The organism is Rhizomicrobium sp. (assembly GCF_056722145.1).
Map to the genome: position 1 here is coordinate 33,371 of NZ_JBWZET010000299.1, position 14,998 is coordinate 48,368.

15 protein-coding genes are annotated in these 14,998 nt (G+C 64.0%); 6 read left to right on the plus strand and 9 right to left on the minus strand.

Annotated elements, in window-relative coordinates; translation table 11 throughout:
• From pstB to pstC, 3 genes are read right to left on the minus strand one after another with little or no spacing between them, the layout of a single operon-like run.
• Positions 1–774, minus strand: a complete 774-nt coding sequence (pstB, locus tag AC1P6P_RS15695) for a phosphate ABC transporter ATP-binding protein PstB (protein ID WP_481403382.1) — start codon at positions 772–774, stop codon at positions 1–3.
• An 18-nt stretch (positions 775–792) separates the two neighbouring features.
• Positions 793–1,647: a phosphate ABC transporter permease PstA gene (pstA, locus tag AC1P6P_RS15700; RefSeq protein WP_481403383.1), complete on the minus strand. Its 855-nt coding sequence runs from the start codon at positions 1,645–1,647 to the stop codon at positions 793–795.
• Positions 1,644–2,612 carry a phosphate ABC transporter permease subunit PstC gene (gene pstC, locus AC1P6P_RS15705; RefSeq protein WP_481403384.1) on the minus strand — a complete coding sequence of 323 codons (969 nt, stop codon included), beginning with the start codon at positions 2,610–2,612 and terminating at the stop codon, positions 1,644–1,646. Before pstC ends, pstA begins: the two co-directional genes overlap by 4 nt.
• Before the next feature lie 304 nt (positions 2,613–2,916).
• On the opposite strand from pstC, the gene AC1P6P_RS15710 reads away from it, so the two are divergent.
• The 3 genes from AC1P6P_RS15710 (at position 2,917) to olsB (ending at position 7,331) form a co-directional block, all read left to right on the plus strand.
• Complete coding sequence (locus tag AC1P6P_RS15710; protein ID WP_481403385.1) at positions 2,917–5,097, plus strand: PAS domain-containing hybrid sensor histidine kinase/response regulator; 2,181 nt, start codon at positions 2,917–2,919, stop codon at positions 5,095–5,097.
• Positions 5,094–6,398 carry an AmpG family muropeptide MFS transporter gene (locus AC1P6P_RS15715; protein ID WP_481403386.1) on the plus strand — a complete coding sequence of 435 codons (1,305 nt, stop codon included), beginning with the start codon at positions 5,094–5,096 and terminating at the stop codon, positions 6,396–6,398. Before AC1P6P_RS15710 ends, AC1P6P_RS15715 begins: the two co-directional genes overlap by 4 nt.
• Positions 6,399–6,488: 90 nt before the next feature.
• On the plus strand, positions 6,489–7,331 hold the full coding sequence (gene olsB / locus AC1P6P_RS15720; RefSeq protein WP_481403387.1) for a l-ornithine N(alpha)-acyltransferase: 843 nt from the start codon (positions 6,489–6,491) through the stop codon (positions 7,329–7,331).
• On the opposite strand, the gene gshB is transcribed toward olsB, so the two are convergent.
• Genes gshB through rsmI form a run of 3 tightly spaced genes read right to left on the minus strand, consistent with a single transcriptional unit; the run spans position 7,332 to position 9,601 of the window.
• Positions 7,332–8,279, minus strand: a complete 948-nt coding sequence (gene gshB / locus AC1P6P_RS15725; protein ID WP_481403388.1) for a glutathione synthase — start codon at positions 8,277–8,279, stop codon at positions 7,332–7,334. It abuts the gene before it with no gap.
• A 58-nt stretch (positions 8,280–8,337) separates the two neighbouring features.
• Positions 8,338–8,703, minus strand: coding sequence for a YraN family protein (locus AC1P6P_RS15730; protein WP_481403389.1), 366 nt, complete (start codon positions 8,701–8,703; stop codon positions 8,338–8,340).
• Positions 8,678–9,601: a 16S rRNA (cytidine(1402)-2'-O)-methyltransferase gene (rsmI, locus tag AC1P6P_RS15735; protein WP_481403390.1), complete on the minus strand. Its 924-nt coding sequence runs from the start codon at positions 9,599–9,601 to the stop codon at positions 8,678–8,680. Before rsmI ends, AC1P6P_RS15730 begins: the two co-directional genes overlap by 26 nt.
• Between rsmI and AC1P6P_RS15740 the strand changes: the two genes are divergently transcribed.
• A complete protein-coding gene (locus AC1P6P_RS15740) occupies positions 9,589–10,824 on the plus strand; it encodes a penicillin-binding protein activator (protein ID WP_481403391.1) in 1,236 nt (411 codons plus the stop codon). The genes rsmI and AC1P6P_RS15740 overlap by 13 nt on opposite strands.
• On the opposite strand, the gene hemW is transcribed toward AC1P6P_RS15740, so the two are convergent.
• The 3 genes from hemW to rph are packed head-to-tail and all read right to left on the minus strand — an operon-like array spanning position 10,821 to position 13,257.
• Positions 10,821–11,963 carry a radical SAM family heme chaperone HemW gene (hemW, locus tag AC1P6P_RS15745; RefSeq protein ID WP_481403392.1) on the minus strand — a complete coding sequence of 381 codons (1,143 nt, stop codon included), beginning with the start codon at positions 11,961–11,963 and terminating at the stop codon, positions 10,821–10,823. The two genes, AC1P6P_RS15740 and hemW, sit on opposite strands and share 4 nt — an antisense overlap.
• The gene (gene rdgB, locus AC1P6P_RS15750) at positions 11,960–12,553 is read right to left on the minus strand and encodes an RdgB/HAM1 family non-canonical purine NTP pyrophosphatase (RefSeq protein ID WP_481403393.1); all 594 of its coding nucleotides are present in this window, start codon (positions 12,551–12,553) and stop codon (positions 11,960–11,962) included. The genes hemW and rdgB overlap by 4 nt, the downstream gene beginning before the upstream one ends.
• Positions 12,550–13,257, minus strand: a complete 708-nt coding sequence (gene rph, locus AC1P6P_RS15755; RefSeq protein WP_481403394.1) for a ribonuclease PH — start codon at positions 13,255–13,257, stop codon at positions 12,550–12,552. Before rph ends, rdgB begins: the two co-directional genes overlap by 4 nt.
• 112 nt (positions 13,258–13,369) lie before the next feature.
• On the opposite strand from rph, the gene hrcA reads away from it, so the two are divergent.
• Entirely contained in the window at positions 13,370–14,428 is a 1,059-nt protein-coding gene (gene hrcA, locus AC1P6P_RS15760; protein WP_481403395.1) for a heat-inducible transcriptional repressor HrcA, read from the plus strand.
• 9 nt (positions 14,429–14,437) lie between these two features.
• Positions 14,438–14,998: a nucleotide exchange factor GrpE gene (gene grpE / locus AC1P6P_RS15765; protein ID WP_481403396.1), complete on the plus strand. Its 561-nt coding sequence runs from the start codon at positions 14,438–14,440 to the stop codon at positions 14,996–14,998.

Sequence of the window (14,998 nt, forward strand, 5' to 3'; positions counted from 1 at the left end):
TCAGCCGAAGCGGCCGGTAATATACTGCTCGGTCTTCTTGTTCGATGGCGCCGTGAAAACCTTTTCGGTGTTGTCGAACTCGATCATCTCGCCGAGATACATGAAGGCGGTGTAGTCCGAAGTGCGCGAGGCCTGCTGCATGTTGTGGGTGACGATGACGATCGTGTAGTCCTTCACCAGTTCGTCGATCAGTTCTTCGATTTTCGCGGTCGAGATTGGATCGAGCGCCGAACATGGTTCGTCGAACAAAATCACCTCGGGACGCGTCGCCACAGTGCGGGCGATGCAGAGGCGCTGCTGTTGGCCGCCCGACAGCGACAAGCCGGATTCCTTCAGCTTGTCCTTGACCTCACCCCAGAGGGCGGCGCGCTGCAGTGCATCTTCCACCCGGCCTTCGAGTTCGGAGCGCGGCAGACGCTCGTAGAGCTTGATGCCGAAGGCGACGTTGTCCCAGATCGTCATCGGAAACGGGGTTGGCTTCTGGAACACCATGCCGACGCGGGCGCGCAACAGGTTGAGGTCTTGCTTGCCTTTCAGGATGTCTTCGTCGTCGAGCAGCACTTCGCCCTCGGCGCGCTGGTTGGGGTACAGCATGTAGATGCGGTTCAAGACCCGCAGCAGCGTCGACTTTCCGCAGCCCGACGGGCCGATGAAGGCCGTGACCTTGCGATCGTAGAGCGGCACCGTCACGTTCTTCAGGCCCTGGAAGGAGCCGTAATAGAAGTTCAGGTTGTTGACCGCGAGCTTGGCTTTTTCGGTGACGACGGCGTCCATTATGCGAACTTTCTCGGGCTAATTCTTCCTGGAGGACTCGAGGATGCGGGCGATGATCGAAAGCGTCAGCACTGCGATGGTGATGAGGAGCGCGCCGGCCCAGGCCAGCTTGCGCCAGTCCTCATACGCATTCATCGCGTAGTTGTAGATGATAACCGGCAGGCTCGCGATCGGATGGGAAAGGTCGTAGCTGGGAAACTGGTTGGACAGCACGGTGAGCAGCAGCGGCGCCGTCTCGCCAGAGATGCGCGCGATCGCCAGCAGCACACCGGTGACGATGCCGGCCCGCGCCGCGCGCCAGGTCACCATCCGGATGACGGCGGAATGAGGCGCCCCCATCGCGGTGGCGGCTTCGCGCAGTCCGTTGGGAACCAGCAGCAGCATGTTTTCGGTCGTGCGCACCACCACCGGGATGACGATCACGGTCAAGGCCGCCGCACCCGCCCAGCCCGAGAAGCTGTGCAACGGGGCGACGACGAAAACATAGACGAACAAGCCGATCAGGATCGAGGGCGCCGACAACAGGATATCGTTGATGAAGCGGACCGCATCGGACAGCTTGGAATAGCGGCCGTATTCGGCGAGGTAGGTGCCGGCGAGAATGCCGATCGGCGTGCCGGCGGCAACCGCGATGGAACTCATCATCACGCTGCCGATGATGGCGTTGGCAAGCCCTCCCGGTTCGCCCGGCGGCGAGGTGTTCTTGGTGAAGACATCAAGGCTCATGCCCGACAGGCCGTTGACGATCAGGGCGTAAAGGATCAGCGCCAGCCAGATGAGGCCGAACACGGCCGCCAGCGCCGACAGCGTCAGGAAGAAGCCGTTGGAGCGCTTGCGGCCGTTGTAGATGCGCTTGTTGATCGCGGTGGTCATCCGGTCACGCCTCCGGCGCGCTTATGCAGGAGGCGCAGCATGACCTGGGCCGATGCCAGCACCACAAAGCTGATGAAGAACAGGATCAAGCCGGACTCGATGAGCGCGGAATGATAGACATCGCCGACGGCCTCGGTGAACTCGTTGGCGACGGTCGCCGAAATCGTCGTGCCCGGCGCGAACAGCGAAGCATGGATGCGGTGCGAATTGCCGATCACGAAGGTGACCGCCATGGTTTCGCCGAGCGCCCGACCCAGGGCCAGCATCGCCCCGCCGACAACGCCAGCGCGGGAGAACGGCAGCACGACATGCCACACCACCTCCCAGGTGGTGCAGCCCATGGCGTAAGCCGATTCCTTCAGTGTCGACGGCACGGTGTCGAACACGTCGCGCGTCACCGCCGAAATGAACGGCAGGATCATGATCGAGAGAATGAACGCGGCGGTGGCGACACCGATGCCATAAGGCGGGCCTTCGAAGATCGTCTGCAGGATGGGAATGTCGACCACGGCGTCGACGATCCACGGCTGGATGTGCTCCTGGAAGAACGGGGCAAACACGAACAAGCCCCAGATGCCGTAGACGATCGAGGGAATACCGGCGAGCAGCTCGATGGCAATGCCGATCGGGCGACGCAGCGCCCGCGGGCAGATCTCGGTGAGGAAAATGGCGATACCGACACCGACCGGGACCGCCAGCAGCATCGCCAGCACCGAGGTCACCACCGTACCGTAAATCGACGCCAGGGCGCCGAACTGCTCGGTCACTGGGTTCCATTTCTGGGACGTGAGAAAGCCCCAGCCAAAGGTGCGGATCGACAGCCAGGCGCCGTCGGTCAAGGCTACCATCATGCCGAGGAAGACCACCACTACGAGAGCGGCGGCGGAAAACGTCAGGAGATGAAAACGGAAATCGCCCGCGCCACTGCGTTTGACGGCGGCAATCTTGGATTGGGAGACGGTCATTGGATTCGATTCACAAGCGACATCAGCCATCGTGCGCGTCCTTGGCAGCAGCGGCGCGCGAAGACCGGTCGCCCTGGTCCCGACCCCCTCACCTGCCCCAAGGCATCACGTCCGGCCTTGGTGCAACCAGCATCACAGTTCTGCGAAGCTTTTGTGACAGGAGCGGAAATGAACGGCTACGGCTACGGAAGGTCGCCTCGAAATGGGTCTCAAGTCCTTGAACGCCGTTCAAAATTCGCTTGATGCGAACGGTCTTAAGGCTTTCGCAACCGGACCTGCGGCTTAGTTTCCGGGGGAGTGGTTTATGGCCCTGCGCATCGTCCGGACCGTCTTCGGCTTGGCCGCACTGGCCCTGCTGGTCGCATCGCTTTGCGACTTGATCATGCACGGCCGTCCGCAATGGTTCCAGCCGTGGGCGCTGGCCGCTCTGATCACGGTCCTGATCGCCTACGTCCTGAACAGTTTCGCGGCGATGCGGGCCCAGAACGAGACCGCTGACCGCCAGGCCCAGCAGCTTCTCGCTAACGCCCAACGCCTGCACAAATCGCTGCAGACCGCGGCCGCCGCCAATGCCCAGCTGAACCAGAGCGAAATCCGCTACAAGGGGCTGGTCGACGCCCAGGGTGATGCCATTTTCCGCCGGGCGCCTGATTCGACCCTGACCTACGGCAACGACGCCTTCTTCCGGCTATTCGGGCTCAACCCCCAGACCGCCATCGGCAAGCCCTTTGCCCCCGAACTCCACCCCGAGAGCCGGGCGCCGTTTTTCGGCAGCTTCGGCGGTCTCGAGACCGGCCACGCCCGCGCCCGCTATGACCAGCATGTGCGCACCGCCTATGGCTGGCGCTGGCTGGCGTGGGAGGATTATGCCATCCGCGACAGCCTCGGACGGCTGGTGGAAGTGCAAAGCGTCGGGCGCGACATCAGCGAGCGCAAGGCGTTGGAAGAGGCCCTGACTGAGGCCCGCGACAAGGCGGAAGCGGCCTCGCGCGCCAAATCCGGCTTTCTCGCCACCATGAGCCATGAAATCCGCACGCCTATGAATGGCGTACTCGGCATGGCGCGGCTGCTGCTGGAAACCGAGCTGAAGCCGGAACAGCGCACCTATGCCGAAGCGATCAAGCAGTCGGGCGAAACTCTCCTCACCCTGATCGGCGACATCCTGGATTTCTCCAAGATCGAATCCGGCAATCTCAGCCTGGAAGAGGAAGACACCGAGATCCGCCCCCTGATCGAAGGGGTGGCAGAGCTGCTGGCGCCGCGCGGTCACGCCAAAGGCATCGAACTCGTCGCCGCAGCGGCGCCCGATGTGCCGATTGCCATCCGCTCCGATCGCATGCGCCTCCGGCAGGTGCTGATCAATCTGGTCGGCAATGCGGTCAAATTCACCGAGTGCGGCGGCGTCAGCATCCGGGTGTCGGCCATCGAGAAGGCGGACCGCGTCTTTCTGCGATTTGAGGTCCGCGATACCGGCATCGGAGTGCCGGAACATAAGCGCAAGGAGATCTTCGAGGAATTCGTCCAGGCCGATTCCAGCCATGGGCGCAAATTCGAAGGCACCGGGCTTGGGCTGGCCATTTCCAAGCGGTTGGTGGCGGCGATGGGCGGCGAGATCGGGCTTGATCCCGGGCCGGCCGGCGGCAGCATCTTCTGGTTCACGATTCCGGCAGTGGGCGCGCTGGCAGCGCCCCAGTTCGGCCAAGCGCTGGCCGGCAAGAGTGTCGCCGTCCTGTCGCGCAATCCAATCCTGCGCGAGGGTCTGATTGCCCAGCTCGAGGCGGCCGGCGCCACGCCGGTATCCCTGACCGAAAATGGCCTGCGCATTGCCGACGTGCTGTTGATCGACGGCGGCTGCGAGCCGGAGCCGATGCCGATGTCGCCGCCGATGCCGTCGGTCCGCAGCTATCTGATGCTGTCGCCGGCCGCCCATGCCGCCTCGGCCGAGGATCGCATGCGCGGGTTTGACGGCTTCCTGGTTAAACCGGTGCGCCAGATCACCCTGATCGCGCGGGTTGGCGACATCGCGATGGCGCCCAGCCGCCCGGCCCTCAACACCACCATCTCGCGGCCGGAGCTGGCCGGCAGCGGCTGCCATGTCCTGCTCGCCGAAGATAACCCGATCAACGCCTTGCTCACCAAGGAATTGCTCAAGCGCCGCGGCCACAGCTTCACCCATGTCACCAGCGGCGAGGGCGTGGTCCAGGCGATGCGCGAAGAGCAATTCGACCTCGTCCTCACCGACATTCATATGCCGGGCATGGACGGCATCGAGGCGACCAAGGCGGTGCGCGCCTTCGAGACCAAGGAGGGACGGGCGCGGACGCCGGTGATCGCGCTGACCGCCGATGTGCTCGAAACCGGACGTCGGGCTTGCCGTGAGGCGGGTATGGATGGTTTTCTCACCAAACCCGTCGAACCAACGCAGCTTGATGACATGTTCGCAGCCTTTTTCCCCGACCGCTTCCCCGGACGCTCGGTGGCATGAGCACAGCTCCGCGCCGACCGTTTGCCGTTTATCTCGAACGGCAGAACCTCGTCATGCTCACCCTTGGCTTTTCGAGCGGCCTGCCGTTCATGCTGGTGGCCAATACGCTCGGGTATTGGCTGCGCGATGAGGGCACGTCCCTGAAGGCGATCGGCTTCATCACCTGGGTCGGGTTCGCCTACACCTTCAAATTCCTCTGGGCGCCGATCATCGATCGCACCAGCGTTCCGGTCTTGGCATGGCTGGGACGGCGGCGGTCCTGGATGATCCTGATGCAGATCGTCGTCGCGCTGGGCCTTGCGGCGATGGGCACGGTCGGGCTCAGCCATGGTCTCGTGACCCTCGGCATATTGGCGCTGGTGGTGGCATTCTCATCGGCAACCCAGGACGTCACCATCGATGCCTGGCGGATCGAGACCGCCCGCAATCCCGAAGAACTCGGGGTGATGACCTCGTCCTACACCTTCGGCTATCGCGCCGCCCTTCTGGCAAGCGAGGCGATCATCCTTCTGGTGGCAAGCCGCCTCGGCTGGAACGCGTCCTATGTCATCTACGGCGCACTGATGGCGGTTGGACTGGCCGGCTGCCTGATGGCAGCGGAGCCGGTCGCAAAAGGCAAACCGTCGGCACCGGTGCTGGTGAAGGGCTCGCTCAATGGGCTGCTCGATTCCATCGTCAATCCGTTCGTCACCTTCTTCCAGACGCACGGCGCCAGCGCGGCCCTGATGCTGCTGGCGATCAGCCTGTTCCAGCTGCCCAATTTCGTGATGGGCCCAATGACCAATCCGCTCTATCACGACATCGGCCTGAGCAAGGACACCGTCGGAGCGGTGCGCGGAACATTCGGCCTGGTGGCGGTGTTCGCCGGAGTCGCCGCCGGAGGGTTCCTGGTGCTCAAGCTGGGACGGATCGGCGCACTCCTGGTCGGAGGCTCAGCCCAGATCCTTGGCACCATCGCGTACGCGATCCTGCCCTATACGCACGACCCGGTGGTATTTGCGACGGTCATGGCCGCGGACAATTTTGGGATCGCCATGGCGGGGGTGACCCTTGTCACCTATATGTCAAGCCTGACTACTATTGGTTATACCGCGACGCAGTACGCCCTCTTAAGTTCCGCCTACACGGTATTCGGCAAGCTCTTGAAGGGGTTCTCGGGAACCGTTGTGGAGAGCCTCGCGGCGCATGTGGGGCTGATGGAGGCCTATGCCTTGTTCTTCATCGGCGCCGGTTTGATAGGCATTCCGGCCTTGTTGCTGTTCGTGCTGCTTGCGTCACAGCGCCGCCGGCGGCCGGCGTAAACCAAGTAGGCAGTTACCCGGTTTGTCTTGGCCACTGCCCTGAAGTAAAATCCGATTTTCAGGGTCGACGCCTCCAAGGAAGCGCACGTCATGGTGAACGTCTACGAGCCCGGCCCGCTTGAAGGGCGCATCGCGCATTGGCCGGTCCTGGCAGCCGCCGGGGTGCTGGAAGTGCGCTTGGCCGAAACCGACATCGAAGTGGAAGCCGCGCAGCGGCTGCGCTACCGCGTCTTCTACCAGGAAATGTCGGCGCTCCCCTCGCCCCAGATGATCGCCACGGGCCGCGATTTCGACCATTTCGACGACGTCTGTGACCATCTTCTGGTGGTCGACCGCTCGGTGATCGACGACGACGGCCAGCCGACCGTGGTCGGCACCTACCGGCTGATGCGCGATGTCGATGCGGCGCGCGCCGGCGGGTTCTATACCGCCAGCGAATACGACATCACCGGGTTGCTGGGCGGCATGCCGCGCGGCTCCAGCCTGCTCGAGCTCGGCCGCAGTTGCGTGCTGAAGGAATACCGCTCGCGCCCGGGCGCCATGCAACTGTTGTGGCGCGGCGTGATGGTCTACCTCGCCCGCTTCTCGGTCGATGCCATGTTCGGATGCGCCTCGTTCGGCACCACCGATCCGGCCGCCTTGGCGTTGCCGCTGTCCTATCTCTATCACTTCCATCTGTCGCCGCCGGAAATCCGCGTGCGGGCCAACCCGTCGCTCTATGTCGACATGAATTTGATGCCCAAAGAGGCAATTGATCCCAAGGAAGCATTGCGCGCCTTGCCGCCGCTCTTGAAGGGCTATGTCAGGGCCGGTGCCACCATCGGCGACGGCGCCGTGGTCGACCGCCAGTTCGGCACCACGGACGTTTTCATCTTCTTCCCGGTGTCGCGCATCGACGACCGCTATCGTTCGAAGTTCGAACTGAAGCAGTAATCAGCGGGCGGCTTTCCTCAATTCGATCGCATCCCAGATCAGGGCCGCGCCATCGGGGCCGCCGAAACGCTTGATCTCCTGGATGCCGGTCGGCGAGGTGACGTTGATCTCGGTGAGATAGTCGCCGATCACGTCGATGCCGGTGAAGATCAGCCCGCGCGCTTTCAATTCGGGGCCGATAATACGGCAGATTTCGAGATCGCGCGCTGTCGGCTCGACCGGATCGGGACGGCCGCCGACATGCATGTTGGAGCGCGCTTCGCCTTGCGCCGGCACGCGATTGATGGCACCGGCGAATTCGCCGTCGACCAGGATGATGCGCTTGTCGCCCTGACGCACTTCCGGCTGGTAGCGCTGCACCATGATCGGCTCGCGATAGAAGGCGGTGAACATTTCCAACAGCGAGCCGAGGTTTTCGTCGTCGGGCTTGACGCGGAAGACGCCGGCGCCGCCGTTGCCGTAAAGCGGCTTCAGGATGATGTCGGCATGCTCGGCGCGGAAGGCGCGGATTTCCGCCGGGTCCGAGGTGATCAGTGTCGGCGGCATCACATCCTTGAAGGTGGTGACGAACAGCTTTTCCGGGACGTTGCGAACCTCGCGCGGATCGTTGACGACCAAGGTCTTGGGATGGATGCGCTCCAACAGATGGGTGGTGGTGATATAGGCCATGTCGAACGGCGGATCCTGCCGCATCAGGACGACATCGGCCTCGGCAAGATCGTAGCGGCGCGGCTCGCCAAGCGTGAAGTGATCGCCGGGGATCGGGCGCACGGATAGCGGGCGCACCACCGCCGACACCACCCCATCGCGGAACGTGAGCTGCTTGGGGCCGTAATAGTAGAGCGTTTGGCCTCGGACCTGCGCTTCCAGAGCCAGGGCGAAGGTCGAATCCGCCGTGATTTTCACGGTTTCGATCGGGTCCATCTGGATGGCAACGGTCAGCGGCATGGCGAGGTCCTTTGGCAATGGTCCTGTATAGATGGGGGCTCTCCCGGTTGGGAACAAGCTAATCGTCGGGGCGCCAGGCGTCCTTGAAATGGCGCGGCAACCGGCCCGGAGTGACAGTGATGACGTCGAACCGCGCTTCACCCGGCTTTCCCGCCAGCCAGACGAAGGCCGCGCGTGCAATCCGCTCGCGCTGACGGGCGCCCACCGCATCGGTGGCGAGGCTTTCCGCGGACCGCGCCTTCACTTCGATAAAGCAGATGATGCCGAACGGCGAGCGAGCGATCAGATCAATCTCGCCGACGCGCGTTTTCACTCGGCGCCCGAGAATGCGATAGCCCTTGCAGACCAGCAGCATCAGCGCGATCCGCTCCGCCGTTCGTCCACGCTTTTCCGCGGCTTTACGGATGATCGTCCGGTTGTTCATCTTTCTTCATCGCCAAGGCGCGCTCGTAGACGGCGCGGCGCGGCGCCTCCAGCATGTCCGACACCAGATCGACCGCCGCCCGCACCGGCATGAAGGCGAGGGCCTTTTCCAGCGCGGTTTCCACCACCGCAAAATCGGTGGCGATCTCTGCTGCAGGGCCGATCAGCAGCGTGATCTCGCCTTTGGGCAGATCCTCGTCCGCATACGCGGAGGCCAATTCCTGCAGCGAACCGCGGCGTACTTCTTCATGCAGCTTGGTCAGTTCGCGCGTCACCGCCGCCGGGCGGTCTCCCAGAACCGCTGCCAGATCGACCAGCGATGGCGCCAGCCGCTGCGGCGACTCGAAGAAGATCAGGGTCGCGCGCAAGCCTTTGAGCTCGGCAATGACGCTGCGACGCTCGGCGCTTTTGGGCGGCAGAAAGCCGGCGAACAAAAAGCGGTCGGTCGGCAGGCCCGCCAGCGCCAGTCCGGTCAGCGGCGCCGAGGCACCAGGAATGGCGTGAACGGGAATGCCTTCTGCGAGCGCTTCGCGAACCAGTTTGTAACCGGGATCGGACACCAGCGGCGTGCCGGCGTCGCTGACGAGCGCAATGCGGGCGCCTTGCCGCAATTTGGCGAGCAGGCGCGGGCGTTCGTGCGGGCCGTTGTGGTCGTTATAGGCGGTGAGCGGGCGCGAAATCGCGAAGATGGTGAGCAGCTTGGAGGTGACGCGGGTGTCTTCGGCGGCGATCAGATCGACCCCTTCGAGCACATCCAGCGCCCGCAAAGTGACATCGCGCGCGTTGCCGATCGGTGTCGCGACGACGTAAAGCCCGGGCGCCAGCGACGGTTCAGGTTGTTTGGGGGCCTCGGAATGCTTAGGCTCGCCCCGTTGAGGAGCCCTCCATGTCTTCGCCATCGCTGAATTCCTTGCCCAAGGTGCTGAAGCGCCTTTTTGCCATTGCTGCGTGCCTGACGATAGGTGCCTGCGCCACCCAGCCGACCAAAATGGTTGCGCCGGTTGTCCCCGAACCACCTCCGGCGCCGCATCAGCTGACGACCGAAGCCCCGGATTTCCTCAAACTGCCCAATCTGGCCCCCAGCGTCACCCCGGTCAGGGTGGGTGTCATCCTGCCGTTCGAGAACGCGAGCGCCAGCGTCAGGGCGCTGGCCAAATCGATGATGCGGGCGGCCGAACTGGCCCTCTATGAGTCCGGCAACCACAACATTGTGCTGATGACCGCCGAAGATACCGGCACCCCGGCCGATGCAGCAGCGGCAGCCAACAAACTCCTCAACGAAGGCGCCGAGGTGATCGTCGGGCCGTTGTTCTCGGGCTCGGTCGAAGCGGTGGCGCCGATCGCGCGCGACCGTGGCGTGCCGGTGCTGGCGTTTTCCACGGACCGCAAGGTGGCGGGCGACGGCGTTTATCTCCTCAGCTTTCAGCCGCAGAACGAGGTCAAACGGATCGTTTCCTATGCTGTCGCCCAGGGCCGCACCCATATCGGTGCCCTGATTCCGCAGAACGCCTATGGCGACGTGGTGGAACAGGCGTTTCGCGACGCGGCACAGGAAAATCATGTCACGGTTTGTGCGGTGGCGCGGTTTTCGCCCAGCGCCGGGGCTCTGACCGATCCGGCAGCGGCCGTGGCCAAGGCCGGTTGCGATGCCATTCTATTGCCGCAAGGCGGTTCGTTGTTGAAGGGGCTCGCCCAGACGCTCGCCTATTCCAATGTCGATCCGGCCAAGGTGAAGCTGCTCGGCACCGGGCTGTGGTATGAGCCCTCCAGTCAAAAGGAAGGTTTGCTGTCGGGAGCTTGGTTCGCCGCGCCGCAACCCTCGTTGGACGACACCTTCAACGCCAAATACCGCGCCACCTTCGGCAGCGAGCCGCCGCAACTGGCCTCGCTGGCATATGATGCGGTGTCGCTGGTGGCGTTGCTCGCCAATGGCTCGCCCTATCACCGCTTCACCCCGCGCGCGATCACCGATCCCAATGGCTTTGCCGGCGTCAGCGGCATTTTCCGCTTCCAGTCCGACGGCTCGATCGAACGCGGCCTCGCCGTGCTCGGCGTCGAACCGACCGGCTTCACGCTGGTCAATCCGGCACCGTCGACGTTCCAGGGCGGCCCGCGCAGCTAATCGGCCAGCGCTGCGATCACCGCGTTCAGCACCAGCATGCCAGAGGGCGTGACGCGCAGCCGGGCACTGTCGCGCGCAACCAGGCCGTTCGCCTGCAGATCGGCGATGCGGGCGGGCGACGGCGTTGTGCCCCAGCGCTCCTGGTAGACGGTCAGATCGAGCCCCTCCACCAAGCGCAGGTTCATGAGAAGATGTTCGCGCGCGGCGTCGGCGGCAGCGATTTCGTCCCAGGCGGCAAAGCCATGGCCATGCGCGCGAACCCGCTCCATCCAGCGCTCAGGCACCGGTTCGCATGACGTGGCGAAGCGTTTGGCGGCGAGTTGCAACCGGCCATGGGCGCCGGGGCCGAAGCCGGCGTAATCGCCATAGCGCCAGTAAAGCAGATTGTGCCGCACCTCTTCGCCCGGACGGGCGTGATTGGAGACTTCGTAGGCCGGAACGCCCGCCGCCGCGGTGATGTCCTGCGTAACTTCGTACAGTGCAGCCGCCTTGTCGTCGTCGGGCGTCACGATCTTGCCCTGGCGATGAAGCGTGGCGAAGCGTGTCGCGGGCTCGATGGTGAGTTGGTAGAGCGACAGATGCGAGGCGCCGAACGCCAGCGCTTCGCCAAGCTCGGCTTCCCACGCCGCCACATTTTGGCCCGGGCGGGCATAAATGAGATCGAGCGAAACACGTTCGAACGTCTTCTGTGCCAACGCCAGCGCCGCCTTGGCCTCCGCCAGATCGTGCAAGCGGCCGAGCATTTTCAGATCGGCATCATTCAGCGCCTGCACGCCGAGCGATACGCGATTGATGCCGGCGGCGTGGTAGTCGGCAAAGCGCGAGGCATCGGCGCTGGCCGGATTGGCTTCCAGGGTGATTTCGACATCGTTCGCCCACGGCCACAGCCGGCGCGCTTCATTGAGGATGCGCCCGACGCTGGAGCCACTCATCAACGACGGCGTGCCGCCGCCGAAGAAAATCGTCTCCACCACCGGACGGCAATCGCCTTGCAGCGCGGCGACGTGTGCCATTTCAACGGCAATGGCGTCGCACCAGCCGGATTCGTCGATCCGCGGGCGAACGTGGGAATTGAAATCGCAATAGGGGCACTTGGCCGCGCAGAACGGCCAATGGAAGTAGAGGCCGAAGCCCGTCATGCCAGCACGGCCGCGGCGAACGTCTTGAAGGCGTTGGCGCGGTGGCTGATGGCGTGCTTCAAGGCCGGATCGATTTCGCCGAAGGTCTCGTGCATGCCGTCGGCGACGAAGATCGGATCGTAGCCGAAGCCGTTGGTTCCCCGCGGCGGGAATTCGAGATGGCCGTGCACGTCGCCTTCGAACACCTCGGTGAAGCCGAGCGGATCGGCCAGCGCCAAAGTGCAGACGAATTTCGCCGAGCGATCGCTCTTGCCGGCAAGAAGCGCTTCCACGCGTTTCATCGCCAAGCCGAAATTGCGGCTTTCACCGGCCCAGCGGGCTGAATAAATGCCGGGATCGCCGTTCAAGGCGTTCACGCTGAGTCCGGAATCATCGGCCAAAGCATAGGCCTTGGCGGTGAGGGCGGCCGCGCGCGCTTTCAGGATGGCATTCGCGGCGTAGGTCGAGCCAGTCTCTTCCGGCTCGGGCAGGCCGAGCTCGCCGGCGCCTTTCACCGCGATCCCGAACGGCGCCAACAGGTCGAAGATCTCGCGCACCTTGCCCTTGTTGTGGCTGGCAACGACGAGCGTGGAGCCCTGCGGCAGCTTCATGCCAATGCCTGCTTCTGCAATTCGATCAGTTCACCGATGCCTTTGCGGGCAAGGCCCAACAGCTTGGCGAGCTCGTCGTCCGAGAACGGCGCCCCTTCCGCCGTGCCCTGGATTTCGACCAGACCGCCGGAGCCGGTGATGACAAAATTGGCGTCGGTCTGCGCCGTCGAATCCTCGGAATAATCAAGATCGAGCACCGGCTGGCCGGCGACGATCCCGCATGACACCGCCGCGACATGGTCCTTCAAGACCGGTTTGGTCACCGCCCCGGTCGCCTTCATGAATTTGAGGCACTGGGCGAGGGCGACATAGCCGCCGGTGATCGATGCAGTGCGGGTGCCGCCGTCGGCCTGCAGCACGTCGCAGTCGAGGATGATCTGGCGTTCACCGAGAGCGGCGAGGTCAACCACCGCCCGCAAGGAGCGGCCGATCAGGCGCTGGATTTCCTGGGTGCGGCCGGATTGCTTGCCGGTCGCCGCCTCGCGGCGCATGCGGGTGCCGGTGGCCCGCGGCAGCATGCCGTATTCGGCCGTGACCCAGCCCTTGCCCGAACCGCGCAGGAAGGAGGGCGTCGTCTCCTCCAGCGAGGCGGTCACCAGGACGTGGGTGTCGCCGCATTTGACCAGACAAGACCCCTCGGCGTGTTTGGCAAACCCTGGAACCAGGGTAACGTCTCGCAATTGATCGGGGGCCCGTTCGCGCATGCTCACACCTTGAAACTTGACTTGCAGGCCGTTACCTAGCGACTTGCAGCGGTAAAGTGCAATCCGCGCCGGGTCACTGCGGCGATTTGCAGGCGATTCAAGGACTTAACCAATGGCTTCGCCGATGATGAGCGCCATCCTTCTGGCTGACCGCCAGCGCGAGGTCTTTCGCCATCTGGTGGAATCCTTCCTTAACACCGGCGAACCGGTGGGTTCGCGCACGCTGTCGCAGATCCTGCCGATCAACCTTTCCCCAGCCTCCATCCGCAACGTCATGGCCGATCTCGAGACTATGGGCCTGCTGTATGCGCCCCACACGTCGGCTGGGCGGGTGCCGACCGAGCGCGGCCTTCGCCTGTTCGTCGATGGGCTGTTGCAGGTCGGCGACATGGCCGCCACCGAGCGCGACGATATCGAGGCCAAGCTGGCGGGGTCGGACCGGGGGGTGGAGGACCTCTTGACCCAGGCGACGACCATGCTGTCGGGCCTGTCGCGCTGCGCCGGGCTGGTGGTGAGCGCCAAACAGGACGCGCCCTTGAAGCACGTCGAGTTCGTCGCCCTAGCGCCAGGCAAGGCGCTCGTCATCATGGTGTCGGAAGACGGCCAGGTGGAAAACCGCCTGATCAACACCCCACCGGGCCTGCCGGTATCGGCGCTGGCCGAAGCCTCCAATTATCTTTCGGCGCGGCTGGCCGGTCATACCCTCGACAACGCCCGCACCGGCATTCTCAGCGAACTCGAAGGCGAGCGCGCCGAACTCGACGCCTTGACCGCGAAGATCGTCGCCGAGGGCTTGGCGACGCTGTCGACACCGGCCGACGGCGACGAGAAAGTGCTCATCGTCCGCGGCCAGTCGCATCTCTTGGAATCGCTGGAAGCGCAGGACGATCTTGAACGCATCCGCACCCTGTTCGACGACATCGAACGCAAGAATGAACTCATCCGGCTGCTCGAACTGGCGCGCGAAGGTGACGGGGTTCGGATTTTCATCGGTTCGGAAAATCGCCTGTTCAGCCTGTCGGGCTCGTCCATTGTGGCGGCGCCTTACGTGAACAGCAAAGGCAAGGTCGTCGGCGTGATCGGGGTTCTGGGCCCGACGCGCCTCAATTATGCACGCATCATCCCGATCGTGGACCATACGGCCCGCGTCATCGGACGATTATTGGGATAGGATTTTGATATGGCTGACGATACCGAATTGCCGAACGAGGGCCCAGCGCCCGATGAGCTGGAACAGCTGCTCGCCGTGGTGCAGGCGCTCAATGCCGAGAACGCCGAGCTGAAAGACCAGCGGCTGCGGGCCCTCGCCGAACTCGAAAACACCCGGCGCCGCGCCGAGCGCGAAAAGCAGGACGCCAGCCAATTCGCGGTGACGCGTTTTGCCCGCGACATGCTGACGGTCGCCGACAATTTCTCACGCGCCCTGGCCGCCTGTCCGAAAGAGCTGCGCGATGCCGCCGATCCGCAAGTGAAAGGCGTGATCGAGGGCGTGGAAGTCACCGAGCGCCAGTTGCTCACCACCCTCGAACAGCACGGTGTCAAGGTGATCGACACCACCGACGCCAAGTTCGATCCCAATCTGCACCAGGCGGTCGCCGAAGTGCCGGGCGAGGGCAAGCCGGCGGGCGCCATCGTGCATGTGATCCAGACCGGTTTCACCCTCAACGGCCGTCTCCTGCGTCCTGCCATGGTCACCGTGGCGCGCAAAGAAGACGCCCCCAAGATCGATACGCAGGCTTGA